At 67.7% G+C, this 25,449-nt stretch carries 25 protein-coding genes; 12 read left to right on the top strand and 13 right to left on the bottom strand.

The window, feature by feature from the left end; translation table 11 throughout:
• Window positions 1-63 precede the first annotated feature (63 nt).
• The gene (gene ilvN, locus ACP2AH_RS14735) at window positions 64-579 is read left to right on the top strand and encodes an acetolactate synthase small subunit (protein WP_421698279.1); all 516 of its coding nucleotides are present in this window, start codon (window positions 64-66) and stop codon (window positions 577-579) included.
• Window positions 580-617: 38 nt separating this feature from the next.
• Here ilvN and ACP2AH_RS14730 read toward each other — a convergent pair whose 3' ends face one another.
• Complete coding sequence (locus ACP2AH_RS14730; RefSeq protein ID WP_425106486.1) at window positions 618-1,178, bottom strand: DUF924 family protein; 561 nt, start codon at window positions 1,176-1,178, stop codon at window positions 618-620.
• Window positions 1,179-1,362: 184 nt separating this feature from the next.
• Here ACP2AH_RS14730 and ACP2AH_RS14725 point away from each other — a divergent pair, with 184 nt between their 5' ends.
• The 3 genes from ACP2AH_RS14725 to ilvC all read left to right on the top strand — a co-directional run bounded on the left by ACP2AH_RS14725 (window position 1,363) and on the right by ilvC (window position 4,089).
• Window positions 1,363-2,304: a DMT family transporter gene (locus ACP2AH_RS14725; protein WP_425106485.1), complete on the top strand. Its 942-nt coding sequence runs from the start codon at window positions 1,363-1,365 to the stop codon at window positions 2,302-2,304.
• 69 nt (window positions 2,305-2,373) lie between these two features.
• Complete coding sequence (locus tag ACP2AH_RS14720; RefSeq protein WP_425106484.1) at window positions 2,374-3,054, top strand: TetR/AcrR family transcriptional regulator C-terminal domain-containing protein; 681 nt, start codon at window positions 2,374-2,376, stop codon at window positions 3,052-3,054.
• 15 nt (window positions 3,055-3,069) lie between these two features.
• Window positions 3,070-4,089: a ketol-acid reductoisomerase gene (gene ilvC / locus ACP2AH_RS14715; protein ID WP_425106483.1), complete on the top strand. Its 1,020-nt coding sequence runs from the start codon at window positions 3,070-3,072 to the stop codon at window positions 4,087-4,089.
• Between the two features lie 121 nt (window positions 4,090-4,210).
• Here ilvC and ACP2AH_RS14710 read toward each other — a convergent pair whose 3' ends face one another.
• The 7 genes from ACP2AH_RS14710 to ACP2AH_RS14680 all read right to left on the bottom strand — a co-directional run bounded on the left by ACP2AH_RS14710 (window position 4,211) and on the right by ACP2AH_RS14680 (window position 11,833).
• Window positions 4,211-4,732 carry a macro domain-containing protein gene (locus tag ACP2AH_RS14710; RefSeq protein ID WP_425106482.1) on the bottom strand — a complete coding sequence of 174 codons (522 nt, stop codon included), beginning with the start codon at window positions 4,730-4,732 and terminating at the stop codon, window positions 4,211-4,213.
• 94 nt (window positions 4,733-4,826) lie between these two features.
• Window positions 4,827-5,351, bottom strand: coding sequence for a DedA family protein (locus ACP2AH_RS14705; RefSeq protein ID WP_425106481.1), 525 nt, complete (start codon window positions 5,349-5,351; stop codon window positions 4,827-4,829).
• 3 nt (window positions 5,352-5,354) lie between these two features.
• A complete protein-coding gene (locus tag ACP2AH_RS14700; RefSeq protein WP_425106480.1) occupies window positions 5,355-6,635 on the bottom strand; it encodes an NAD(P)/FAD-dependent oxidoreductase in 1,281 nt (426 codons plus the stop codon).
• A 16-nt stretch (window positions 6,636-6,651) separates the two neighbouring features.
• Window positions 6,652-8,529 (bottom strand): DNA mismatch repair endonuclease MutL, encoded by a 1,878-nt coding sequence (mutL, locus tag ACP2AH_RS14695; protein WP_425106479.1) that lies wholly within the window; start codon window positions 8,527-8,529, stop codon window positions 6,652-6,654.
• A gap of 388 nt (window positions 8,530-8,917) precedes the next feature.
• Complete coding sequence (locus ACP2AH_RS14690; protein ID WP_244378565.1) at window positions 8,918-9,736, bottom strand: ABC transporter permease; 819 nt, start codon at window positions 9,734-9,736, stop codon at window positions 8,918-8,920.
• Complete coding sequence (locus tag ACP2AH_RS14685; protein ID WP_425106478.1) at window positions 9,736-10,647, bottom strand: ABC transporter permease subunit; 912 nt, start codon at window positions 10,645-10,647, stop codon at window positions 9,736-9,738. The genes ACP2AH_RS14690 and ACP2AH_RS14685 overlap by 1 nt, the downstream gene beginning before the upstream one ends.
• Before the next feature lie 10 nt (window positions 10,648-10,657).
• Complete coding sequence (locus tag ACP2AH_RS14680) at window positions 10,658-11,833, bottom strand: ABC transporter ATP-binding protein (RefSeq protein ID WP_244378561.1); 1,176 nt, start codon at window positions 11,831-11,833, stop codon at window positions 10,658-10,660.
• A gap of 190 nt (window positions 11,834-12,023) precedes the next feature.
• Between ACP2AH_RS14680 and ACP2AH_RS14675 the strand changes: the two genes are divergently transcribed.
• Entirely contained in the window at window positions 12,024-13,424 is a 1,401-nt protein-coding gene (locus ACP2AH_RS14675) for a glutamine synthetase family protein (RefSeq protein WP_425106477.1), read from the top strand.
• A 134-nt stretch (window positions 13,425-13,558) separates the two neighbouring features.
• On the opposite strand, the gene ACP2AH_RS14670 is transcribed toward ACP2AH_RS14675, so the two are convergent.
• Both ACP2AH_RS14670 and ACP2AH_RS14665 read right to left on the bottom strand, forming a co-directional pair.
• The gene (locus tag ACP2AH_RS14670) at window positions 13,559-14,620 is read right to left on the bottom strand and encodes an LLM class flavin-dependent oxidoreductase (protein WP_425106476.1); all 1,062 of its coding nucleotides are present in this window, start codon (window positions 14,618-14,620) and stop codon (window positions 13,559-13,561) included.
• Window positions 14,621-14,869: 249 nt separating this feature from the next.
• Window positions 14,870-15,274 carry a DUF1127 domain-containing protein gene (locus ACP2AH_RS14665; RefSeq protein WP_425106475.1) on the bottom strand — a complete coding sequence of 135 codons (405 nt, stop codon included), beginning with the start codon at window positions 15,272-15,274 and terminating at the stop codon, window positions 14,870-14,872.
• 192 nt (window positions 15,275-15,466) lie between these two features.
• Between ACP2AH_RS14665 and ACP2AH_RS14660 the strand changes: the two genes are divergently transcribed.
• Window positions 15,467-16,351 (top strand): LysR substrate-binding domain-containing protein, encoded by an 885-nt coding sequence (locus tag ACP2AH_RS14660; protein ID WP_244378544.1) that lies wholly within the window; start codon window positions 15,467-15,469, stop codon window positions 16,349-16,351.
• A gap of 9 nt (window positions 16,352-16,360) precedes the next feature.
• On the opposite strand, the gene ACP2AH_RS14655 is transcribed toward ACP2AH_RS14660, so the two are convergent.
• The 3 genes from ACP2AH_RS14655 to ACP2AH_RS14645 all read right to left on the bottom strand — a co-directional run bounded on the left by ACP2AH_RS14655 (window position 16,361) and on the right by ACP2AH_RS14645 (window position 19,986).
• Window positions 16,361-17,731, bottom strand: coding sequence for a glutamate--cysteine ligase (locus tag ACP2AH_RS14655; protein ID WP_425106474.1), 1,371 nt, complete (start codon window positions 17,729-17,731; stop codon window positions 16,361-16,363).
• Window positions 17,732-17,877: 146 nt separating this feature from the next.
• A complete protein-coding gene (locus tag ACP2AH_RS14650) occupies window positions 17,878-19,011 on the bottom strand; it encodes a carboxylate-amine ligase (RefSeq protein ID WP_425106473.1) in 1,134 nt (377 codons plus the stop codon).
• A gap of 207 nt (window positions 19,012-19,218) precedes the next feature.
• Window positions 19,219-19,986 (bottom strand): 16S rRNA (uracil(1498)-N(3))-methyltransferase, encoded by a 768-nt coding sequence (locus tag ACP2AH_RS14645; protein ID WP_425106472.1) that lies wholly within the window; start codon window positions 19,984-19,986, stop codon window positions 19,219-19,221.
• 81 nt (window positions 19,987-20,067) lie between these two features.
• On the opposite strand from ACP2AH_RS14645, the gene ACP2AH_RS14640 reads away from it, so the two are divergent.
• From ACP2AH_RS14640 to lptB, 6 genes are all read left to right on the top strand, one after another.
• On the top strand, window positions 20,068-20,826 hold the full coding sequence (locus ACP2AH_RS14640) for a hypothetical protein (protein WP_425106471.1): 759 nt from the start codon (window positions 20,068-20,070) through the stop codon (window positions 20,824-20,826).
• Between the two features lie 4 nt (window positions 20,827-20,830).
• Window positions 20,831-21,787: a 4-hydroxybenzoate octaprenyltransferase gene (gene ubiA, locus ACP2AH_RS14635; protein ID WP_425106470.1), complete on the top strand. Its 957-nt coding sequence runs from the start codon at window positions 20,831-20,833 to the stop codon at window positions 21,785-21,787.
• A 77-nt stretch (window positions 21,788-21,864) separates the two neighbouring features.
• Window positions 21,865-22,497, top strand: coding sequence for a ribonuclease D (locus tag ACP2AH_RS14630; protein ID WP_425106469.1), 633 nt, complete (start codon window positions 21,865-21,867; stop codon window positions 22,495-22,497).
• Between the two features lie 163 nt (window positions 22,498-22,660).
• Window positions 22,661-23,467 carry a hypothetical protein gene (locus ACP2AH_RS14625; RefSeq protein ID WP_425106468.1) on the top strand — a complete coding sequence of 269 codons (807 nt, stop codon included), beginning with the start codon at window positions 22,661-22,663 and terminating at the stop codon, window positions 23,465-23,467.
• Window positions 23,468-23,514: 47 nt separating this feature from the next.
• Complete coding sequence (locus ACP2AH_RS14620) at window positions 23,515-24,216, top strand: LptA/OstA family protein (protein ID WP_425106467.1); 702 nt, start codon at window positions 23,515-23,517, stop codon at window positions 24,214-24,216.
• Between the two features lie 226 nt (window positions 24,217-24,442).
• Window positions 24,443-25,435: an LPS export ABC transporter ATP-binding protein gene (gene lptB, locus ACP2AH_RS14615; RefSeq protein ID WP_425106466.1), complete on the top strand. Its 993-nt coding sequence runs from the start codon at window positions 24,443-24,445 to the stop codon at window positions 25,433-25,435.
• Window positions 25,436-25,449 lie beyond the last annotated feature (14 nt).

Genomic DNA, 25,449 nt, shown 5'->3' with positions numbered 1-25,449 from the left:
CCCACCCCTCTCCCCGCCGGGGAGAGGGAGCCTGGCGTTCCAGCCCCCTTTTCCGAGTGCCCCATGCCTCCCGTTCAAGAACCCGCCGAGCGCCACACCCTGTCCATGCTGGTCGATAACGAGCCGGGCGTTCTCGCCCGCATCGTCGGCCTGTTTTCCGGGCGCGGCTACAACATCGACAGCCTCACCGTCTCCGAGGTCAGCCACGCCTCGCATCTCTCGCGCATCACCGTGGTGACCACGGGCGCGCCGCCGATCATCGAGCAGATAAAGAGCCAGCTCGACCGGCTGGTCCCGGTGCACCGGGTGGTGGATCTCACCGTCGCCGGCAAGTCGGTGGAGCGCGAACTGGCGCTGATCAAGGTGCGCGGCAAGGGCGAGGTGCGCCAGGAGGCGCTGCTGATCGCCGACAGCTTCCGCGCCCGCACCGTCGACACGACGCTGGAGAGCTTCGTGTTCGAGATCACCGGCAAGCCGGAGAAGATCGACCAGTTCGTCTCGCTGCTGGAGCCGCTCGGCCTCGTCGAGGTCTCGCGCACCGGCGTCGCCGCCATCGGGCGCGGCGCCGAAGGCATGTGAGGAGCCGGCGCGGCGGCTTTGTCTGCCGCGCCGTTCCTTTAGCCGGCGAAGCCGCCTGAGGTGAGGAAGGCGTGCTCTTCCTCCGTCATGGCGCGGCCGAGCACCGGATTGCGGTGCGGGAAGCGGCCGAAATCGCTGATGATGTCGTGATGGATGACGGCGTGATGCACGCCCTCCTCATCGCCCGCCGCCTCGCACAGCGCCACGCAGCGCTGCTGGTCCGCCAGATCCTCCGAATGCATGAACGGCACATAGAAGAAGCGGCGCTCCGGTAGCTCGAAGGCGCGGTCGAAGCCGCGCGCAATGGCGGCATCCGCCACGTCGCGCGCCTGCGCATCGGTGGCGAAGGCGCGCTGCGAGCCGCGGAACAGATTGCGCGGAAACTGGTCAAGCAGCAGGATCAGCGCGTAGCTTCCCTCCGGCGTCTCTTCCCAGGCGCCGAGCGCCCCGGCGGCGGCGGCCTCATAGGCGGCGAGAAACCGGGCGCGGATGGCGGCGTCGAAGGTGTCATCCTTGGCGAACCAGCGCTCTGGCCCGGCTTCGCGCCAGAAGGCGATGATGGCGTCGGCCGTCGCAATGTCGGTGTTCGGCAGGGTCATGGCGGGGGCTCCGTTTTCTGTCGACGGTCCCGGATAGGACGGCGCGAGGGCGAGGTCGAGCCCAAAGCCTGTGCTGCGCTGCACACGAACTCTTGGCCTGTCCGGCCAATGCATGTGAAGATGGCATTTCGCGGGGTGCGTCGCGGTGCCTCGCGCCGCCGCCATGCGACGGAGGCGTGGAAACGTGAGCGAGCGTGCAGGCGCGGTGCCGGTGGCGGGCACAGGCAAGCCCCTCTGGCTGCTGGCAGCGCCGTTCATCTTTCTGCTGCTGTGGTCGGGCGGCTTCGCGGTGGCGAAGATCGGCATCCTCTCCACCGGCCCCTTCACCCTGCTGGCCTGGCGCTACGGGCTGGTGCTGGCGGTGCTGCTGCCGTTGCTGGCCTGGTTCCGCCCGCCTTTGCCGCGTCAGCCCCGTGCCTATGCCGATCTCGCCGTGGTCGGCTTCCTCATCCAGGTGCTCTATTTCAACCTGAGCTACTTCGCCTTCCGTTTCGGCATTTCGGCGGGCGCGCTGGCGATCATCGTCTCGCTGCAGCCGATCGTGGTCGGGCTCGTGGCGCCGGTGTTCACCGGCGAGCGGGTCGGGGCACTGCGCTGGCTCGGTCTGCTGCTCGGCCTCGCCGGGGCGGGGCTGGTGATCGCCTCGCGCTCGGCGATCGAGGTCACCTCTCCCGGCGTGGTTCTGCTGGCGGTCGGCGCGCTGCTCGCCATGTGCGCCGGCGCGCTCTATGAGAAGCGCTTCGGCACCCCGCAGCATCCGCTGGTGTCCAACACGGTGCAGTGCGCCATCGGCTTCGTCTGCACGCTGCCGCTGGCGCTGCTGATGGAGGACGGCCATGTCGACTGGTCGCCGACCTTCCTTGCGGTGCTGGCCTATCTGGTGATCGGCAATTCGCTGATCGCCATCTCGCTCTATCTCGCCATGATCCGCGCTGGCGAGGTGTCGAAAGTGTCGGCTCTGTTCTTCCTGGTGCCGCCGACGACGGCGCTTATCGCCTGGGGGCTCATCGGCGAAGCCATGCCGCCGCTCGCCTGGGCGGGAATGGCGCTGGCGGCCGGCGGAGTCGCGCTCGCCTCGCTGAAGGGCATCCCCTGGAAGTACCGCCTGCGGCGCGGGGCGCGCTGACTCCGCTTGCGCCCGGAGGGGGCCTCCTGTAGAGGGAACCGTAACGTACGGTACGGACCTCTGGCGCCCATGGCTTTGCCCCCCGACACACAGGACGACACGTTGACGGAGCGCCAGCAGGCGGTCCTCGACGCCGTGCTGGCGCTGATGGTGGAACAGGGTGGCGAACTGACGATGAATGCGGTGGCGCGCCGCGCCTCCTGTTCGAAGGAAAGCCTGTACAAATGGTTCGGCGACCGTGAGGGGCTGCTCACCGCCACCGTGCGCTGGCAGGCCTCCAAGGTCCGCGCCGGCAATTACGACCGCACCAAGCTCGACGCGCTGGCCTTGCGCGACAGCCTGATCCGCTTCGCCGTCAACTGGCTCGGCGTCATCTCCAGCCCGACCTCGATCGCGCTTAACCGCGTCGCCATCGCCCAGAGCGGCGGCGGTGCGCGCGAGCCGGGCGAGGGCGCGAGCCTCGGCGCCATCATGCTGGCCAATGGCCGTTTCGCCATCGGTGCGCGGCTGAAGCCGGTGCTCGATGCCGGCCGCGAGGCCGGGCTGATCGCCTTCGACGACACCGAGACCGCCTTCCGCAGCTTCATCGGGCTGGTGGGCCGCGACGTGCAGATCCGCCTGCTGCTCGGTGACACGCTTGACCTGACGCCGGCGGAGATCGAGCGCGACGCCGCCCGCGCCACCGACCAGTTCCTCACTCTCTACGGCACGGGCAACCCCTTGCCGGAACGTTCAAAAATCAACGCGTGACATAAGGAGACACCCATGCGCGTTTATTACGACCGCGATGCCGACGTGAACCTGATCAAGGGCAAGAAGGTCGGCATCATCGGCTATGGCTCGCAGGGCCGCGCCCATGCGCTGAACCTGAAGGAGTCCGGCGTCAAGGAGATCGCCATCGGCCTGAAGCCCGGCTCGGCGACCGCCAAGAAGGTTGAGGCCGACGGGCTCAAGGTGTTGAGCGTCGCCGAACTCGCCAAGTGGGCCGACCTGATGATGATGGCGACCCCGGACGAGCTGCAGGCCGACATCTACCGCGACGAGATCGCCCCCAATATCCGTGACGGCGCCGCCATCGCCTTCGCCCACGGCCTCAACGTGCATTTCGGCCTGATCGAGCCGAAGGCGACGGTGGACGTGCTGATGGTCGCCCCCAAGGGCCCCGGCCACACTGTGCGCGGCGAATACCAGAAGGGCGGCGGCGTGCCCTGCCTCGTGGCCGTGCATCAGGACGCCTCGGGCAACGCGCTCGACCTCGGCCTCAGCTATGCCTGCGGCGTCGGCGGCGGCCGTTCGGGCATCATCGAGACCACCTTCAAGGAAGAGTGCGAGACCGACCTGTTCGGCGAGCAGGTGGTGCTGTGCGGCGGCCTGGTTGAGCTGATCCGCGCCGGCTTCGAGACGCTGGTGGAAGCCGGCTACGCCCCGGAAATGGCCTATTTCGAGTGCCTGCACGAAGTGAAGCTGATCGTCGACCTCATCTATGAGGGCGGCATCGCCAACATGAACTACTCGATCTCCAACACCGCCGAGTGGGGCGAGTACGTCTCGGGCCCGCGCATCATCACCGCCGAGACCAAGGCCGAGATGAAGCGCGTGCTCACCGACATCCAGACCGGCAAGTTCACCTCCGACTGGATGCAGGAATACAAGGCCGGCGCCTCGCGCTTCAAGGGCATCCGTCGCCTCAACGACAGCCACCAGATCGAGCAGGTCGGCGAGAAGCTGCGCGGCATGATGCCGTGGATCGGCGCCAACAAGCTGGTCGACAAGTCGAAGAACTGAGGTTTTTCGCCTTCGGGACGAACGACATGGCCGGGCTCTGCCCGGCCATGTGCGTTTGGGGCCGGCCACAAAAGCAAAGGGCGGCCGCGCGGCCGCCCCCCCGTTTGGTCGGTGTCCGGCCTCAGGCCGCCGCCTTCAGCCCCGGCTCATTGGCCTTCTGGCCCTTGTGATAGACCACATAGACATAGACCGGGATGTCGATCTCGCTCAGATGCCGCTCGATCAGCGGCTTCACCTGCGCCCAGTCCAGCCCGCCGACGCCGGTGGCGAGGCGCGGCAAAGCGAGGCTGGCGATGCCTTCCGCCGCGACCAGGCGCGCCAGCGCCTTGAGCGCGTGGCCGACATTCTCGGTCGACGCCCGGCCGGGCCGGCCGATGGCGTTTTCCGCCGCGTCCTGCGTCAGCAGGTTGACGATATGCACCGCCGCGCCATCTTCCGCCACGCCGCCCCACACCCAGAGCCCGCCGGCCTGCGGGTTGTCGACCCGGCAGTAATGGCGGAAGTCCTTGGCCAGCGACGGGAAGCGCTCGCGCAAAGCGAGGGCGAGGCCGCTGTCGAAATGATCGTTCGGCGCGACGCCATGGGCGATCGCGGCGGCGCCGCTCAGCAGGATATCGCCTTCCACTTCGTAGATCTTGGCCATGGGGTGTCCTTCCTCGGCTGCGTTGGTTGCGCCTTGTGTCGGGGAAGGCGGGGCCGGTGTCGTTGAGGAAACGCAAGAAGGCCGGGTCGGGGCCTCAGTAGCCCAGGGCCTTCACCGCCGCGGCGCCGGGGCCGAGCATGAGCAGCGCCCACAGCATGGCGGAGGTGAGGTTGACCATCTGAAACCGCGGCATGGGCATGGCGAACATGCCGGCCGCCAGCGGCACGAAGGGACGGAGAGGGCCGGAGAAGCGGCCGAAAAACACGCCCAGCGTGCCATAGCGCAGGAAGAAGTGCTCGCCGCGCTTGAGGGCCTCCGAGAAGCGGTTGAGCGGCCAGCGCTGGCGGGCGCTGCCTTTCAGGTGAAAGCCGATCCAGAACGACAGGCTGTCGCCCAGCACCGCGCCCGCCACCGTCGCCGCCCATACCGGCAGGAACGGCACGCCCCCGGCGGCGATGACCGGGGAGAGGCCGAGCAGCACGAAGGTGCCGGGGACGAAGAGCGAGACGATCGGCAGCGATTCGCAGAAGGCAAGCAGGAAGCCGATGTAAGGCGCGTAATGGGCGTGCGCTTCCACGAAGGCGAGCACGTCGCGGGCATAGGCGTGGAGATCCGCCACAGGCTAGAGCCGGTCGCGCAGGGCGTAGTAGCTCAGGCCCGCCACAAGCAGTGGCCAGCGCATCAGCGGTCCGCCGGGGAAGGCCGGCACCGGCAGGCGTCCCAGAAGATCGAGCCCGCCGAGCTGGCCCTTCACCGCCTCGCCCAGTAGCTTGCCGAAATAGGGCGCCAGCATCACGCCCTGGCCGGAATAGCCGGCGGCGGTGAGCACGCGGGGCGAGAGTTTGCGCACGAAGGGCAGGCGGGTCATGGTGATGCCGAGCACGCCGCCCCAGCCATAGTCGATGCCGACATCCGCCAGCTGGGGGAAGATGCGCAGCATATAGGGGCGCACGAATTCGGCCGGGTTAGGCCGCAGCCCGCGCCGGTAGCTCTCGCCGCCGCCGAACAGCAGCCGTCCGTCGCCCGACAGGCGGTAGTAATTGACCACGAAGCGGCTGTCGGCCACCGCCGCGCCATTGGAGATGATCTCCTGCGCCCGGTCGCCCAGCGGGGCGGTGGCGGCGATATAGTTGCAGATCGGCATGACATGGGTGTCGACGCGCCGGTCGAGCCCGTCCTGCAACCCGTCGCCGCACTCCAGCACCCAGTCCGCCTCCACCGAACCGGCGGCAGTGACGACGCGGACCTTGGCGCCCTCCTCGATGCGCAGCGCGCGCGACTGCTCATAGAGCCGCGCGCCGGCCTGGCGGGCGGCGTCGGCGAGGCCGAGGGCGAGGTTGAGCGGGTGCAGATGACCGCCGCCATGGTCGATCATGCCGCCGTGATAGACATCCGTGCCGACGATGGCGCGCAACTCCTCGCGGCTCAGCGGCGCCGCGTCGGGGTAGTCATAGACCTCGTTGAGCTTCTTCGCATAGGCGTGGCTGTGGGCGACATAGCCGGGCTTGTGATCGGCGACGACAAGACCGGGGCGAACATCGCAGTCGATGGCGTGGCGCTTGATGAGCGCGTGCAGCAGCGCCTTGGCGTCCTCGGCCATGCGCCACAGCGCCTTGGCGTCGTCGAGCCCGACCTGCGCTTCGAGAAAATCCTGGTCGCGGCGGTGGCCGCTGTGAATCTGCCCGCCATTGCGGCCCGAGGCGCCGGAGCCGACGCGCCCGGCTTCCAGCAGCACCACGTCGAGCCCGGCTTCCGCCATGTGCAGCGCGGCGGAGAGGCCGGTATAGCCGCCGCCGATGACGCAGACATCCGCCCGCGTGCCGCCTTGCAGCGGGGGAAGGGGGGAGAAGCGGTTCGCCGTGGCGGCGTACCAGCTCTTGGGGTGGTCGATGGTGGAGGCCATGATAAAACTCTCGCCGTCAGCGCCGCGCGAACAGGCGCTCTATGTCGGCCAACGCCAGGGTGACGAAGGTCGGCCGGCCATGATTGCACTGCGCGGCGTTCGGCGTCTCCTCCATCTCGCGCAACAGGGCGTTCATCTCTTCCACCCGCAGCCGGCGGCCGGCGCGCACGGAACCGTGGCAGGCCATGGTGGCGGCGATGTGGAGCAGCCGCCGTTCCAGCGGAAGCGCGTCGTCCCATTCCGCCGCGTGCTCGGCGAGTTCGCGCACCAGCGCGGAGATGTCGGCGTCGCCAAGCAGGGCCGGCACTTCCCGCACCAGCAGCGCGCCGGGGCCGAAGGGTTCGATGACGAGGCCGAGCTTTTCCAGCGCCCCGGCCCGCTCGGCAAGGCGCGCGGCCTCGGAGGGGTCGAGTTCCACCACCAGCGGCACCAGCAGCATCTGCCGGGCGAGGCCGTCCCGCTCCATCGCCGCTTTCAGCTTTTCATAGACGATGCGCTCATGGGCGGCGTGCTGGTCGATCACCACCACGCCATCGCGTGTCTGGGCGATGATATAGGTCTCGTGCAGCTGGGCGCGGGCGGCGCCGAGCGGGCGCTCCAGCGCCTCCGGCGCGGCGGGGGTGGCATTGGCGCGGGCGTCGGCCGAGGGGGCGAGGCCGAGGCCCAGCCCCGACGCAAAACCGCTGCCGCCCGCGCCGTCCGTCATGTCGAAATCGAAGCGCGAGGGCGCCTCCCGCAGGCCGGAATCGATCGCTCCGGCTCCGGCAAAGCCTTCCGGCGCCGCCCAGGAGCGCGACCAGTCATAGTTGCCCGGCCGTGCCTCGGGCCGGTAGCCGGTGTCGAGGTCGCGCCGGGCGAACTGGGTCAGCCGGTCGGCGGCGGTGGAGGTGGTGCGCGGCGCTCCTGCCGTGAGCGCGTCGGTGAGGGTGCGGACGATCAGCGCGCGGATATTGCCGGCGTCGCGAAAGCGCACCTCGGTCTTGGCCGGGTGGACATTCACATCCACCTCGCGCGGGTCGAGGTCGAGGAACAGCGCCGTCACCGGGTGGCGGTCGGAGGGCAGAAGGTCGGCGTAAGCCGCGCGGATGGCGCCGATCAGCACCTTGTCGCGCACCGGGCGGCCATTGACGAACAGATATTGCGACAGCGAATTGGCCTTGGAATAGGTCGGCAGGCCGGCGAGGCCGGACAGCCGCGCGCCCTCGCGCAGCCCTTCCACATCGAGCGCGTTGCCGCCGGCCTCCTGCCCCAGCACATCGGCGATGCGGGCGCGCTGCCCGGCCGGGTCGCGGGAGCGGTCGGGCCAGGTGACGGGCGGTCGGTCATCGGTGACGAGGGTGAAGCCGACCTCGGGGCGGGCGAGTGCCAGGCGCTTCACCGCATCCACCGCCGCCGCCGTCTCGGCGCGCTCGGATTTGAGGAATTTCAGCCGCGCCGGGGTGGCGAAGAACAGGTCGCGCACCTCCACCCGCGTGCCGAAGCCGAGCGCCGCCGGGCGCACGGGGGATTTCACCCCGCCCTCGACGCGAATCTCGAAGGCGCTGTCGCTGCCCTTCGGGCGGCTGGTGATGGTGAGCCGCGCCACGGCGCCGATGGAGGGCAGCGCCTCGCCGCGAAAGCCGAGCGTGTGGATGGCGAGCAGATCCTCGCTGTCGAGCTTGGAGGTGGCGTGGCGCTCCACCGCGAGCGCGAGTTCCTCCGCGCTCATACCGCTGCCATCGTCGGTGACGCGCATCAGCCGGCGGCCGCCGCCATCGATGATGATCTCGATGCGGGTGGCGCCGGCGTCGAGCGCGTTCTCGACAATCTCCTTCAGCGCCGCCGCCGGGCGTTCCACCACCTCGCCGGCCGCGATGCGGTCGACCAGTGTGGAAGGCAGCAGGCGCAGCGGCATGATGAGTCCGGGAACGATTCGGGGGCGATGGAGGCCGGACTATAGCAGGCGCGCGGCACGCGCGCCCGAATCCGCTGCTTTTGGCCTTTGGGACTTCGTCATCCTGAGGCGCCCGGCGTAGCCGGGCCTCGAAGGACGCACGCGGCGTCGGCGAGGGGCGGCTAGGGCCTGCGTGCGTCGAGGCCGGCCGATGGCCGGCACCTCAGCATAACGCGCCATAGGCAGTGTTGCCCGGCCCAGTGCGAACCGTCCCTCATGCCCGGGCCTGACCCGGGCACCCAGGTTTTCTCGTCTCACGCGGGCGAGAGACGGGATCCCCGGGTCACGCCCGGGGAAGAGGGAAGGGGAGGGAAAGCGCGGGAAGGCTGCGCTGCACCGAAGCGCCCGCCTACCCTGCCGCCGCCAGACGCTCGGCCTTCTCGCGCTCGATTTCCTGCCGCTTGGTCATGATCGAGGCGAAGATCACCACCACGGTGACGATGGCGATGAGGATGGTGCAGGCGGCGTTGATTTCCGGCGTCACGCCGAGGCGCACCTGGGAATAGATGCGCATCGGCAGGGTGGTGGCGCCGGGGCCGGTGGTGAAGCTGGCGATGACGAGGTCGTCCAGCGACAGGGTGAAGGCGAGCATCCACCCCGAGATCACCGCCGGCAGGATGATCGGCAGTGTCACCACGAAGAAGGTCTTGAACGGCGGGCAGCCGAGATCTTGCGCCGCCTCTTCCAGCGAACGGTCGAAGGTGACGAGGCGCGACTGCACCACGACCGAGACGAAGCACAGGGTGAAGGTGATGTGGGCGAGGGTGATGGTCCAGAAGCCACGATCGATGCCGACGGCGACGAACAGCAGCAGGAGCGACAGGCCGGTGATGACTTCCGGCATCACCAGCGGCGCATAGACCATGCCGGAGAACAGGGTGCGGCCGAAGAAGCGCCCGTAGCGGGTGAGCGCGATCGCCGCCAGCGTGCCGAGCACGGTGGCGACGGTGGCGGTGAGGAAGGCGACGCGCAGAGTCACCCAGGCGGCGTCGAGCAGTTGCTCGTTCTGGAACAGCTGCACATACCAGTGGGTGGAGAAGCCCGCCCACACCGTCACCATGCGCGAGGCGTTGAAGGAGTAAATCACCAGCAGGATGATCGGGATGTAGAGGAAGGCGAAACCCAGCGTGATCGAGGTCACGTTGAACCAGGAGAGACCCTTGCGCATCAGCGTCGCTCCACTTCGCGAGCCTGGAGGTTCTGGTAGAAGACGATCGGGATCACCAGCACCATCAGCAGCAGCACCGCCACCGCCGCGGAAACGGTCCAGGAGCGGTTCACCGAGAATTCGGTCCACAGCACCTTGCCGATCATCAGCGTGTCCGAGCCGCCGAGCAGGTCGGGGATGACGAACTCGCCCACCGCCGGAATGAAGCACAGCAGGCAGCCGGCGAACACGCCCGGCAGCGAGAGCGGCCAGGTGATCTTCCAGAAGGCGGCGAAGGGCGGGCAGCCGAGATCGGCGGCGGCTTCCAGCAGCGTCTCGTCCATCTTTTCCAGTGCCGAATAGAGCGGCAGGATCATGAAGGGCAGGTAGGAATAGACGATGCCGATATAGACCGCCGTGTCGGTGGCCAGAATCTGAAGCGGCGCGTCGCGGTCGACGATGCCGAGCGCGAACAGAAGCTGGTTGAGCAGCCCTTCCGGCGAGAGGATGCCGATCCAGGCATAGACGCGGATCAGGAAGGAGGTCCAGAACGGCAGGATGACCAGCATCAGCAGCGTCGGGCGGATGGATTTCGGCGCCCGCGCCATGCCATAGGCGATGGGATAGCCGACCATCAGCAGCAGCAGGGTGGAGATGCCGGCGATCCAGAGGCTGGAGCCATAGGCCTCGATGAACTCATTGTCCCAGGACAGCACATAGCCGTAATTGTCGAAGGACAGTTCACCGAGGGCGTCCTTGAACGCGGCCCAGCCCTCGGCGAGATCGAAGGTCGGGACATAGGGCGGCTGCGCGATCGCGTCCTGTGACAGGCTGATCTTGAAGACGATCAGGAACGGGATCAGGAACAGCGCGAGCAGCCAGAGATAGGGGACGGTGAGGACTAGCCATCGCCCGTTCGCCTTGCTTGCCATGGTGGCCTCCTCAGCTCGTCAGGACCACGCCGGCATCGGGCGAGAAGTACACATAGACCTTGTCGTCCCAGGTGATGGGGCGCTCGACCATGCGGGTGAGGTTCGGCTTGGCGGCCTTGACGCGGGTGCCGCCGGGCAGCTCGACATGGAAGATCGAGAGATCGCCGAGATAGCCGATGTCCCAAATCTCGCCCTGCAGGCAGTTGATGCCGGTATCGGCCGGCGGGTCGAGCTCGACCCGCATCTTCTCCGGCCGCAGGGCGATGGCGACGCTGTCGCCGGGCTTCACCGCGCAGTCCTGGGCGATGCGGAAGCGCCGCTCCGGCGCCACGCTCGGCCGCAGCGTGACCATACCGGCCTCCACCGCCTCGACCGTGGCGTCGAGAATGTTCACATCGCCGACGAAATCGGCGACGTAGCGGGAATTGGGGTGCTCATAGATCACCGCCGGCGGCGCCACCTGCACCAGCTTGCCGTGATTCATCACCGCGATGCGGTCGGCCACCGTCATCGCCTCTTCCTGGTCGTGGGTGACGATCAGGAAGGTCATGCCGAGCTCCATCTGGATGTCCATGAGCTCGAACTGGGTTTCCTCGCGCAGCTTCTTGTCGAGCGCGCCGAGCGGCTCGTCCAGCAGCAGCACCTTGGGCCGCTTGGCGAGCGAGCGGGCGAGCGCCACGCGCTGGCGCTGGCCACCGGAGAGCTGGTGCGGCTTGCGCTTGGCGAATTTCTCAAGCTTCACCAGCTTGAGCATCTCCTCAACGCGGGCGGCGATGGCGCCCTTTTCCATCCGGTCCTGCCGCAGGCCGAAGGCGATGTTGTCCCACACGCTCATATGCGGGAAAAGCGCATAGGACTGGAACATCATGTTGGTCTGCCGCTTGTAGGGCGGCGTGCCGACAAGGTCATGCCCGGCGAGGGTGATCTGCCCCTCGGTCGGGTCCTCGAAGCCGGCCAGCATGCGCATCAGCGTGGTCTTGCCGCAGCCGGACGGGCCCAGCAGGGCGAAGAACTCGCGCTCATAGATGTCGAGGGAGAGGTTGTCGACGGCGGTGAACTCGCCGAAGCGCTTGGTGACGTTCTTGTAGCTGATCAGCGGGACGGCCTGCGGGTCGTTCCAGGGAGCGAATTTCCGGCGGATGCCGCCGATCGTCTTCTGCGTCTTCTCGGTGACGCCGGTGCTCATGCTGACTGGTCCCGTTTCCCCGCCGGTTATGTCGGCGCATCGACGCTAACCGGCTTCGCGTACCGGCTCAACGCCCCGCTGCGAACAATTTTACCATGCCTGCAAAGGTGGCGAGGTAGCCCTGCCTTGACGGCAGCAAGCGGGCCGTGATTGCCTCATGGGGCGCAGAAAGCGCATCAGGAAGGCAATCATGGCCAAGAAGAAGCGTTCTGATAAGGACGCGGTCGACAATCCCCGTGGCGTCACCACCCTTGCCGAGGCAAAGGCATGGATGGCTGCGCGCGGCATTACCGAAATCGAATGCGCGGTGCCGGACCTTGCCGGCGTCGGACGCGGCAAGATCATGCCGGTGTCGAAGTTCCTGTCCAGCCCGACGATGAACCTGCCGCTCAGCGTGTTCTTCCAGACCATTTCCGGCGACTACCCGCCCTACGACAATCTGGTCGACTCGGTGGTGGTCGACAGCGATCTGGTGATGGAGCCGGATTTCTCCACGCTCGCCATCGTGCCCTGGGCGCAGGACCCCACCGCCCAGGTGATCCACGACGCCTTTCATCGCGACGGGCGCCCGGTGGAACTGGCGCCGCGGCAGGTGCTGAAGAACGTGGTCGAGCTCTACGCCAAGAAGGGCTGGAAGGCCGTCGTCGCGCCTGAGATCGAGTTCTATCTCGTCGAGCCGAACACCGATGCCGACTACCCGCTCAAGCCGCCCATCGGCCGTTCGGGCCGGCCGGAAATCGGCCGCCAGTCCTATTCGATCCAGGCGGTGAACGAGTTCGACGCCCTGTTCGAGGACATGTACGATTATTCCGAGGCGCAGGGCCTGGAGATCGACACGCTGATCCATGAGGACGGCGCGGCGCAGATGGAAATCAACCTGCTGCACGGCGATCCCATCGTGCTCGCCGACCAGGTCTATCTGTTCAAGCGCACGATCCGCGAGGCGGCGCTGCAGCACAAGATCTACGCCACCTTCATGGCCAAGCCCATCGCCGACGAGCCGGGCTCGGCCATGCACATTCACCAGTCCATCGTGGATGGCGAGACGGGGCGCAACATCTTCTCCGACGCCGATGGCGACCCGACGCCGGAGTTCTTCTCCTTTATCGCCGGCCAGCAGCGCTACCTGCCGGCGGTCATGTCGATCCTCGCGCCTTACGTGAATTCCTACCGCCGGCTGACGCGCGATTCGATGGCGCCGATCAACGTGCAGTGGGGCTATGACAACCGTACGGCCGGGCTGCGCGTGCCGCCCTCCTCGCCGGCGGCGCGTCGGGTGGAGAACCGGGTTCCGTCTTCGGATGCCAATCCCTATCTCGTCATCGCCGCTTCGCTCGCTTGCGGCTATCTCGGCATGGTGGAAGGGCTACGCCCGACCGAGCCGCTGGAATCGGACGCCAAGGGGCTCGATTTCGAGCTGCCGCGCGGCCTGCTCGAAGCAGTGGCGGCGCTGCAGCACTCGGAGGAGATCGCCACGGTGCTCGGGCCGTCTTTCGTCAAGACCTATACGGCGGTGAAGCAGACCGAGTTCGACACCTTCATGCGGGTGATCTCGCCCTGGGAGCGGGAATATCTGCTGCTGAACGTGTGAGGCGTTCCGCACGGAGGCAGGCCGTCACGCCTGCCTCCAGAACGGCATCGAGCCGGGATAGACCTCGGCAACCATGTTCCACGCTTATGAATTGCGCATCCCCGGGCCCAGCCCGGGGATGACTCTTTGAGGGCCTACGCCGCCACCGTTTCTTCCGCCAGAATCTCCCGCACGCGCGGTATGACCTTGGTGCCGTAGAGTTCAATGGCGCGCATCATCCGCGCATGCGGCAGCGGGCCGGCGCTGTATTTCAGGTCGAAGCGCTGAAGGCCGAGCGCCTTCGCCGTCTTGGCGATCTTGCGCGCCACCGTTTCCGGCGAGCCGAGATAGAGCGAGCCATGGGCGATCTCATGCTCGAAGGCGTCGCGGCCATAGGACGGCCAGCCGCGCTCGGCGCCGATGCGGTCATGCATCCGCTTGTAGTCGGCATAGAATTCCTCGCGCGCCTGCGCATCGGTCTCGGCGATATAGCCGTGCGAATGCACGCCGATCGGCTGCGCCGTGCCGCCAAGCTGGCCGATGGCCTTGTGGTAGAGATCGACATAGGGCGCGAAGCGGGCCGGATTGCCGCCGATGATGGCCAGCATCAGCGGCAGGCCATAGCGTGCCGCCCGCACCACCGATTCCGGCGAGCCGCCAACGCCGATCCAGGTCTTCAGCGTGCCGGATTCCACCAGGGGATAGACGTGCTGATCCTTCAGCGGCGGGCGCAGCTTGCCCTGCCAGGTGACGCCTTGCGGGGTCGCGTTGTCGCGCAGCAGCGCCGCGAACAGATCGAGCTTCTCGCTGAACAGCGCCTCATAGTCTTTCAGGTCGAAGCCGAACAGCGGGAAGGATTCGGTGAAGGAGCCGCGCCCGAGGATGACCTCCGCCCGCCCATTGGAAAGCGCATCCACCGTGGCGAAGCGCTGGAACACGCGGATCGGGTCGTCGGAGGACAATACGGTGACCGCCGAGCCGAGGCGGATGCGCTTTGTCCGGGTGGCCATGCCGGCCAGCACCACTTCCGGCGCCGAGACGGCGAAATCGTCGCGGTGATGCTCGCCCACGCCGATGAAATCGATGCCGACCTCATCCGCCAGCACCGCTTCCTCCACCAGATCGCGAATCACCTGGGCGTGCGAGAGCGGGCGTCCATCGACGCCGGAGGTCACGTCGCCGAATGTGTCGAGGCCGAGTTCGAGAAGCTGTGCCATGGGAGAGGTCCCCTTCGTGTCCGGCACCGTGCCGACGCTCCCCATATGGACCGGACGCGGCGGGCGCGCATCCCCGGCGGTGCAAGGACGGCATTTCGCTTCTGCAAGCAGAGGGCTGCCGCAGTGGAGCGAAGGCACAAAAAAAGCCCGCTGGACCAGCCAGCGGGCTTCAAGTCGGCGACACGAGGGGGTCGATGTCGCCGTAAATTCGTCTGGGCGGCCGATGCCGCGACGAAAGGGCGGGCATGGTCAGCCGCAGGAGACGGGAGTGTCCTGGCGCGGGGTGACAGGCGAAAGACCGTCGGAGCGGCGGTCACGCGCGGCCTTGCCGGCGGCGTCCTGCCTTGCGGCTTCGCGCAGCGCCTCGCGCATGGTCGAGCGGCGGGCGGCGCGGCGTTCCACCGAGCGGACCACGAGCACGGCCGTCGGGTCCTGCCACAGCGGGCCGGACGAGGCGTCGAGCAGGTCGCCGCGGGTGAGGCCGATATCGCGCAGCATGCGGTCGTCGAAGCCGCCGAGCTGGGCGATATGACGCCGGCGGGCAACCGCCTTGATGAACTGGATGGACCCCATGAGAGCGGCGATCAGCAGCCCGCTCGCCGCGGTACCGAACGAGGAGAAGGGCTTTCTCCGGACTTCGCCAACAAACGACATCGTATCCTCCATGTGCCGGCCGCGCAGCGACGATGCGGGGTTTGTGATCTCGGGGAGGCGCCGGGGCCACCCGATCTCGACATCGTCCGTTCGCGGCGGGATCGTTATGAAGGAGCAGGATCAATCACACTAGCGAATGTTTATGATCGCTGATATCATCAGGATTGATGATAGGCCATCGTGAGGGCTCCGATGAGCGTGTTGCTCGATATTGATCAATTAAGAACATTCATTGCGATTGCCGAAACCGGCAGTTTCACAAAGGCTGCCGAGGTAGTTCACAAAACCCAGTCGGCGGTGTCGATGCAGATGAAGCGGCTGGAGGAGCGGGTCGGCCGGCCGATCTTCGCCCGCGACGGACGCGCCTCGCGCCTCACCGATGAAGGCGACCGGCTGCTCGATTATGCCCGCCGCATCGTCAAGCTGAACATCGAGGCCATGGCCAGCCTCGCCTCGGCGGAGCTGTCGGGCCGGGTGCGGCTCGGCGTGCCGGACGATTACGCCGACCGATACCTGCCGGAAATCATGGCGCGGTTTTCCGCCACCCATCCCAATGTCGAACTGACCGTGGTGTGCGATCCCTCGACGGATCTTGTCGACCGCATCGACACGGGCGATCTCGACCTCGCCATCATCACCGATTGCGAGACGATGAATCGCGAGACCGAGATCATCCGCCGCGAGCAATTGCTCTGGGTGGGCTCCACCCGCCATTCCGTGCATCTGGAAGGCCCGGTGCCGCTGGCGCTGGGGCGGCAGACCTGCAACTGGCGGCAGGAGGCGATCTCCATGCTGCAGGCGGTCGATCGGCCGTTCCGCATTCTCTACACGTCATCCAACTCCACCGCCGTTTCGGCGGCGGTGCTGGCCGGGCTCGCCATTTCGGTGCTGCCGGAATCCGGGCTGCGTCCCGGCATGCGGGTGCTGGGGCCGTCCGACGGCTTCCCGGCGCTGGCGCCCTGTCGCATCGGCCTGCTGCGCAACCGGCACGAGGCCTCCCCGCTCGCCGACGCGCTGGCCCATCACATCGTGCAGGGCCTCGACAACATCTCCGACACGGCCATCGCGGCGGAGTGAGCGGGCGTCCTAGTACGCGTCCTCGGTGAAGACCGGCTCGACCGAGCCGTTCCACGCGCCGTGGAAGCGCGCCAGCAGCAGCTCCGCCGGCGTCTGCCCGGCGGCGAGGCTGTCGTCCAGCGGCTTGAGGAAGCGGCTCTCGTCGCGCCCCTGGCTGTCGCGGTAGTCGCGGCGCTGAAGGCCGGCGCGGGCGATCTCGACCACGTCGCGCGCCACGTCCAGCATCGAGCGACCGGCGATCTCCGCCTTGAAGCCGAGCCGGGGCACCTCGTCACGCAACGTCTGTCGCTCTTCGGCACTCCAGCCCTTGGCGAGGTCCCAGGCGGCGTCGAGGCTCGTCGTGTCGTAATAGAGCCCGGTCCACAGCGCCGGCAGCGCGCACAGGTTGCGCCACGGCCCGCCATCCGCGCCGCGCATTTCGAGGTAACGCTTCAGCCGCACTTCCGGGAAAATGGTGGAAAGGTGGTTGGCCCAGTCGGAGACCGTGGCGCCCTCGCCCGGCACGGCGGGGTGGCGGCCGGCGAGCAGATCGCGGAAGGACGAGCCGGCGACATCGATATAGGTGTCGCCGCGCTTGATGAAATACATCGGCACATCGAGCGCGTAGTCTACATAACGCTCGAAGCCCATGCCATCCTCGAAGGCGAAGGGCAGCATGCCGGCGCGGTTATTGTCGGTGTCGCGCCAGATTTCCGAGCGGTAGGAGAGGAAGCCGTTCGGCTTGCCTTCCGTGAAAGGCGAGTTTGCGAAGAGGGCGGTGGCCACGGGCTGCAAGGCGAGCCCGACGCGCAGCTTCTTCACCATGTCGGCTTCGGAGGAAAAGTCGAGATTCACCTGCACGGTACAGGTGCGGTACATCATGTCGAGGCCGCGCGTGCCGACCTTCGGCATGTAGTTCGACATGATCTTGTAGCGGCCCTTGGGCATGACCGGCGTTTCCGCCAGCGTCCATTTCGGGCTCATGCCGAGGCCGAGGAAGCCGAAGCCGAGCGGCGTCGCCACCTCGCGCACCTGGTCGAGATGGCCGTTCACCTCGGCGCAGGTTTCGTGGATGGTGATGAGCGGCGCGCCTGACAGTTCGAACTGCCCGCCCGGCTCCAGCGAGATCGCCCCGCCGCCCACCGTGTCGGCAAGACCGATAATGGTCTCGCCTTCCATGATCGGCTCCCAGCAGTTCAGCGCCTGCATGCCTTCCAGCAGCGCGCGTATGCCGTTGGGGCCCTCATAGGGCACCGGCTCATGGCCCTTCAGCGTGAACGGAAATTTCTCGTGTTCCGTGCCGATGCGGAATTTCGACGGCGCTTTGCTACCCGCCTCGAACCACGCGACGAGTTCGTCCCGGCTTTCGATGGGCTGCGTGTCGATCTGGTCTCGCGCCATGGGGAACTCCGGGCGGCATGCGGGGCGCGCGACCATACACACGCCAAGCCCTGGCGCAAATCGCTGTAACTACCGATCCAAAATGGAAATTGCCGGGCCGCAACTGCCCCCTTCAACCTCTCGCTGTGCCCACCCGATGCGGCGGGTTACTGCGCGGAGGCGTGGGCGAGCCAGGTGTTCACCGCCTTCAGCCCTTCGGCGCGATTGCCGGTGCGGTGGGCGGCTTCCTGATAGACGGCGATCTGGATGTCGGCGCTGGTGCCGCCGCGGATGATGGTGCGCAGATGCTCCAGTTCCGCCCGCCCGCCGAGCGCGTCGGCATCCTCGGTCAGCTGATCGATCAGCGCTTCCACCGCCTGCGCCACCGGCACCGCCTCGCGGGCACGGCGGTCGACGAAGCTGCCATGGACGCCATAGCGCTGGGCGCGCCACTTGTTCTCCGCTGCGATGGCGCGCTCGACCGGGTCGATGCCGGCATTGAGGCTCGGGTTGCGCACGAGATGGCGCACCAGCGCCCGGTAAAGCGCGGCGATAGCCACGGAATCCTCCACCCGCGTGCAGCTGTCGGGCGCGCGCAGTTCCAGCGTCGGGTGCTTTTCCGACGGGCGGATGGTCCACCACACATAGCTGGAATCGCGGATCGCCCGCGCCGCCACCAGCGCGTCGATATAGTCCTGGTAGTCCTTCGCGCTCTCGAACAGTTCCGGCAGGCCGGTGCGCGGCAGTTCGTCATAGGCGGCGAGGCGGTAGCCCATCAGGCCGGTGCGCTTTGATTCCCAGAAGGGCGAGGAGGTGGAGAGCGCGACGAAGACCGGGAGATAGGGAAGGATGCGGCGCATCACGTCGATGCGCTGGTCGGCATCGGGCAGTTCCACATGCACATGCATGCCGCACAGCAGGTTGCGCTCGCCCAGCATCTGCAGGTCGTGCATCAGCCCGTCATAGCGCTGCGTCGGTGCACGCTTGCCGCCCTGCCAGCTGGCGGTGGGGTGGGTGCCGGCGGCGATGAAGGCGAGGTCGAAACCGGCGCTCACTTCGGCCAGGCCCCGGCGCAGCCCGTGCAACTCCCGCCGCGCCTCGGCGGCGCTGCGGTGCGGGCGGGTCATGACCTCGATCTGCGACTGCTGCACGTCGCCCGAGACGGCGGGGCCGAGCGCCGTCCGTATCTGGGCCATGAAGGCGGACGGGACGCGCCGCAGCGGGCTCTTGGTCTCGGCTTCGACGAGGAAATACTCTTCCTCGATGCCGATGCGGTATTCTTCGATTCCGACCTGAGACATCACGACCTTCCCGCATTCACGCCACGCACCGGTGCCGTTCTCGCTTAGCCGGCAGCGAATCAACAGGGCAGTGCGTCGCGGGGAGGGATGATGGAGAAGTAAGACCGCAGTGTGACCTTTGCGTTTACTTCAGATAGTGGAATTACATTTTAATTAGTCGATTGATGAGGCGTGCGGATAGTTGGAGCGCGGCAGGGTGCCTTCCGGTCAGCGTGCGGCCTGACGGGCGGCTTCCACCAGCGCGAGGGCGGCGACGGCTGCGGTGTCGGCGCGCAGGATACGCGGGCCCAGCGACAGCACGATGGCGCCGGGATGGGCGGCGAGGAGACGCCGCTCCTCCTCAGTGAAGCCGCCTTCCGGGCCGATCAGCACCGCCAGCGGGCCGGCCACGGCCGCGCGCAGCGGCGCCAACGGGTCGGCCTGCGGCGCCGCCTCGTCGCAGAACACCAGCCGGCGGTCCGGCTCCAGCGCGGCGAGCCAGCGCGGCAGCGCCACGGGCTCGACCACCTGCGGCGGGGTGAGGATGCCGCATTGCTCGGCCGCCTCGATGACATTGGCGCGCATGCGCTCGGTGTTCACCCGGGTCGCCTGGGTGCGCCGGGTCATGACCGGCACCAGCCGGCCGGCGCCCATCTCCACCGCCTTCTGAACCATGTAGTCCAGCCGGGCATGCTTGAGCGGGGCAAAGACATAATCGAGATCGGGCGGCGGCGACTGGCGACGCAGTTGCGCCTCGCAGCGCAGCAGCACTTCGCGCCGTCCGCCGGCCTCGCGCACCGCGCGCCACTCGCCATCGCGGCCATTGAACAGATGCAGGTGCCCGCCCACCTCCAACCGGATCACATCGGAGACATAATGCGCCCGGTCGCGGTCGAGCCGTACCAGCGCGGCCTCGGCCAGCGGCTCCTCGACAAACAGTCGTTGGGCGCGAAAATCATAGGGCTCAGTGGTCGAATCGTCGTGGGCGCGGGTCATGGGTCGATTTTCGTCCGGAATTTGCAGGAAATATCGCGAGCGCCGCGATGTTGCCCAATCTTTCATGCCTCTGTATCACGCTTGGTCAACGACACGGCACCGATCGACCACCTGATGAGAGATTGGCTTTTGAACACTCACGCGAAGCGCCTGCGGGCACGTAGCATGACCCCGACGCTGGCAGGCGTTCTGCTCGCCGGGATGCTCGGCACGGTTCCGGCCGGGGCGCAGTGGATCGGAGCGCCCGGCGGATCGGGCGGCGAGGCGTCCTCCGGCGCGGTGGTGGTTCAGCCGGTGCCTGTCGCACCGCAGGCGGACGAGGCGGCGCAGCCGGCGCCCGGCTTCAGCCCGGGCTTCTCCGCCGGCGGTGGCGGCCTGGCTCCCGGGGTCTCCGCTCCGCCGCCGCAGCAGGCCAATCCCAATATGGCGGAATGCCAGGATCAGGTCGTCAAGCTGCGCGGCGAGGTGGAAAGCCGTGGCGGTGCCCTTGAGGCCGCCGCTAAGAAGAAGGCGTCGCCGTCCGAACTGTGCCCGATGTTCCGCAGCTTCGCGAACGCGCAGCAGAATTTCTATTCGTACCTCAACACCAACAAGACCAAGTGCGGCGTGCCCGACGAGGTGCTGGCGAAGTTCAAGCAGAATGTCAGCTCGGTGAACACCACGCGCAACAAGGTCTGCGAGGTGGCGAAGATTCAGGAAAGCGGCGGCGGTGGCGGCCCCAGCGGCCCGCCGCCCCAGGGCGCGATCTCCGCCGGTCTCGGCCTGTCGAGCGGCCTGCCGACGACGGGCGCACCTCCGGGCGGCGTGTTCGACACGCTCGGCGGCGACGCGCTGCGCTGACCCCATGATCCCGGCGGCGCCGTCTCCTGCCGGGCCGGTGCCGGCCGATTCCGCCGGCAATTGGGTGGATCGCTACGCCCCGGCCCCGTTCCGCCCCTATCTCCGCCTCGCCCGGGCCGACCGGCCGATCGGCAGCTGGCTGCTGCTCATTCCCTGCTGGTGGTCGCTGGCGCTCGCCCTGCGGGTGCAGGCCGAAGGCGGCGCGCCTGCCTATGGCGCGGCGGTGGGCTGGGCTGTGCTGTTTGCCATCGGCGCGGTGGCGATGCGTGGCGCCGGCTGCACCTGGAACGACATTCTCGACCGGGACATTGACGGACGGGTGGAGCGCACGCGCTCGCGCCCGCTACCGGCCGGGCAGGTGACGCTGACGGGCGCGCTGGTTTTCCTCGCACTTCAGCTGCTCGTGGGGCTCGGCGTTCTCCTCTGCCTGCCGCTTTTCGCCATCGGCGTCGCGCTCTCCTCGCTCGGTCTGGTCGTGGTCTACCCGCTGATGAAGCGGGTGATGTGGATTCCGCAGCTGGTGCTCGGCCTCGCCTTTTCCTGGGGCGCGCTGATGGGCTTTGCGGTGCTGCTGGAAGCGCTGCCTGCGCCGGCCTTCCTGCTCTATGCCGGCGCGGTGCTGTGGGTGGTGGGCTATGACACGATCTATGCCCATCAGGACCGGGAGGACGACGCCGTCGTCGGGGTGAAGTCTTCCGCCCTGCTTTTCGGCGCGCGAACGGGCCCGTGGCTCGCCGCGATCTATGGGAGCACCGTGGTGCTGATTGGCCTTGCGCTGGCGAGCGCCGGGGCGGGCCCCTGGGCCTGGGGCGGGCTGGGAATCTTCACCGTGCAGCTCGCCAATCAGCTGCGCCGGCTCGATATTGACGACCGGGAGCTATGCCTGCGGCTGTTCCGCTCCAACCGCGATTCCGGGCTGATCCTGCTTTTCGGCCTTGTGGTGGACGCGCTGTTCGCCTGAGCCGGGCGCCTGCTGCCGGTTGCCGCGGCGGGGCCGGTGGTGGTAAGCAGCGCAAACTCTTTAAACCTATGGTTCCCATGAGCATCCGCCTGCACCGCGGCGACCTTGTCGACCTCGCCCGCTATACGCCCGACAAGGCGCCCTTCGTCGCCATCGACACCGAGACGCTCGGCCTCAACCCGCACCGCGACCGGCTGTGCGTGGTGCAGCTCTCCCCCGGCGACGGCACTGCCGATGTCGTGCAGATTCCCGCCGGGGCGGGGCCGGGCAGCGCGCCGAATCTCGAAAGGCTGCTCACCGACCCGCGCAGCGTGAAGCTGTTCCACTTCGCCCGCTTCGATGTCGCTGTGCTCGGCAAGACCTTCGGCCTCACCGTGTCGCCGGTGTGGTGCACCAAGATCGCCTCGCGGCTGACCCGCACCTATACCGACCGGCACGGGCTGAAGGAGCTGGTGCGGGAACTGCTTGGCGTCGACCTCTCCAAGCAGCAGCAGAGTTCGGACTGGGCGGCCGACGAGCTGAGCGACGCTCAGCTGCACTACGCTGCCTCCGACGTGCTGCATTTGCACGCGCTGCAGGCGCGCCTCGCCGCCATGCTGGCGCGCGAGGGGCGCGGGGAACTGGCGCAGGCCTGCTTCGAGTTCCTGCCCACCCGCGCGCAGCTCGACCTCGCGGGATGGCCGGACCAGGACATCTTTGCGCACACGTGAGTGCTTCGCACTTATGTGAGTGCGCGGCCCGACAATCGCCGGCTTTTCGGGCGAGGGGAGGGTGGGCGGCCATGCTGGCTTGCGCCTTCGGCCGGAAGCCGCCATCTTGAGCCCCGGCCGGGATGCGGAAGGGCGGCCGTCAGTCGGGGATGAACCGTCGCGCATGAACAAACATGTCGAACCCCCCGCAGTGCGGGGCGCGAAGGCGAGCGAGCCGGTGGCCCGCCGTGGGTCGGCGCATGTCGCCGCGCACGACGCCCGGCGCGCGAAACTGTTCAAGAACGCTCGGCGGCACAGCCGGCGGGTGCGTTTCCTGCGCGTCGCCCTGCCGCTCGGCGTGATCACGGCCATCGGCGTCACCGTGGCGATCAATTATCTCGATCCCTTCACCCTCGGCGTTGACCTGCCCTTCGAGCTCGGGCGGGTGTCGCTGTCGGGCACGCAGGTGAAGATGGAATTTCCCCGCCTGCACGGCTTCACCGCCGATAATCGCGGCTATGACGTGTCCGCCTTCTCCGCCTCGCAGGATCTGACGCAGCCCAATCGGATCACGCTCGACAAGATCGAGGCCAAGCTTGAGATGGCGGACAAGGGCTGGGCCAATCTGACCGCCATCGGCGGCAGCTACGACACCAAGACCGAGAATCTGACGCTCGACGGCGGCGTGATTTTCGACACCTCCTCCGGCTATGGCGGGCGGCTGAAGGAAGCCGAGATCGACGTAAAGGGCGGAACATTGGTGTCGAAGAGCCCGGTGGAACTGACCTATCTCGACGGCAAGCTGACCGCCGACACGCTGGAAGTGTCACAAAAGGATTCGCGCGCGCTGCTCGTCGGCAATGTGCAGCTCGACTTCAAGATGCCGGCCCCGGAGAAACCGGAGACCGTGAAACCGGAAACGTCGGCCCCGGCTGCGGCCACTCCGCCTGGCGCCGCTGCGCCCGCGCCAGCCGTCGGCAGCAATCCGTGACCCCGCCCTCATTGAACCCCCGGCGCGGGGCAGGTAGACATGTCGGCATGAACATGCCCCTCGCTTTCGCCCGTTCCGGCCTCGCCGCCCTCGTCCTCGCCGCCGGCCTCGCGGGGGCGTCCTCCGCCGCGCTGGCGCAGGCCAATAATGTGCCGAACGCCCTGCAGGGCTTTGCGTCGAATCGCGACGAACCGATCCGCATCAACGCCAACAGCCTGGAAGTACGCGACCAGCAGAAGCAGGCGGTGTTCAGCGGCAATGTCGTGGTGCAGCAGGGCGACACCACCATGCGCTGCAAGGAACTGGTGGTGTTTTATGACGGCAAGGACGCGGCCGGCGGCAAGGACGCGCCGGGCGGCAAGCCGGCGGCGGCTTCCGGCGATGCGCTGGCGGCGGGAAGCCCGATCAACTCCTCCGCCATCCGTCGGCTGGAGATCAACGGTTCGGTGGTGGTAACCACCAAGGAACAGACCGCCACTGGCGACCAGGGCGTGTTCGAGACCAAGGCGAACACCATCACGCTCACCGGCAACCCCGTGGTGCTGACCTCCGGCCCCAATGTCATTCGCGGCAAGAAGCTGACCGTGGATCTCACCACCGGCCTGTCGCGCTTCGACGGCGGACGCATCGAAAGCCTGATCGTGCCCAACAGCATGAAGGGCGCAGACGGCGCGCTCCCGGGTGCCAAGCCGGCCGCGCCGGCGGCGAAGCCTGCCGCGCCGGCCGCCAAGCCGAAACCGGCGCCCTGAGCCTGCTGGCGCCGCCCGATCGGGTGGCGCTTTGCTGTTCCCGCGCCCCAACGGCGGGTGGCGCTCCGCCGGCCGGTGACTGGCGCATCCTGGGGTGCATGGGCACCGTTTCCGGCTTTTGCCTCACTCTACCCCGATTTCGGCCCGCTTCTTGCATCGCGATTTGCCAGCGGCGTCCTGAACGTTTATCACCTTCCCGGTGGTGATTTCACCACGGAGGGTGCGCGTGGGTCTTTTCTCGACCATCGTCGGACGCGGCAAGTCAGCGTCGCAACGTTCCGGTTCAGCATCCGCGCCGGTGCGCGGTGTCGACGGCCACAACGAAGCGGCGCCGGGCGCCGATGACATCGAGGCCCAGTTCCAGGCCGATTTCGAGGCGGCACTGGCGGCGGATTTGCGCCCGTCGCGCGATGCGCCTGCCTCCGCCCGCTCTGGCGATCCCCGTCGCGCGCCGGCTGTCGCTGCCTCCCGCGCGCCGGAGGCCATCGCCGGCGAGCAGCGTATGCTCAACGCTGTCGGCCTCGCCAAGAGCTATGGCGGCCGTCAGGTGGTGCGCGGGGCGAGCCTACATGTGCGGCGTGGCGAGGCGGTGGGCCTGCTGGGGCCGAACGGCGCCGGCAAGACCACCATTTTCTACATGATCACCGGGCTGGTGAAGGCCGACGCCGGCCGCATCGAGCTCGACAGCTACGACGTGACCCACCTGCCCATGTACCGGCGCGCCCGCCTCGGCGTCGGCTATCTCCCGCAAGAAGCCTCCATCTTTCGCGGCCTGTCGGTGGAGAACAATATCCGCGCCGTGCTGGAAGTGGTGGAGCCCAGCCGCCGTGAGCGCGAGCGCCAGCTCGACGAACTGCTGGAAGAGTTCCGCGTCACCCATGTGCGGAAGTCCCCCTCCATCGCCCTTTCCGGCGGCGAGCGGCGGCGCGTGGAAATCGCCCGTGCGCTGGCCTCGCGCCCGACCTTCATGCTGCTCGACGAGCCGTTCGCCGGCATCGACCCAATCGCGGTGGGCGATATCCAGGCGCTGGTGCGCCAGCTGACCGAGCGCGGCATCGGCGTGCTGATCACCGATCACAATGTGCGCGAGACGCTGGGCCTCATCGACCGCGCCTACATCATCCATTCCGGCACGGTGCTGATGGAAGGTTCGCCCGAGGAAATCGTGGCGAGCGAGGAAGTTCGTCGCCTCTATCTCGGCGAGGAGTTCCGTCTGTAGCATGGACCGGGTCC

This window comes from Ancylobacter sp., from assembly GCF_965249975.1.
GTDB lineage: Bacteria > Pseudomonadota > Alphaproteobacteria > Rhizobiales > Xanthobacteraceae > Ancylobacter.
Note: the sequence above shows the minus strand (reverse complement) of the source record. Positions and strands in the feature narration are given on the sequence as shown.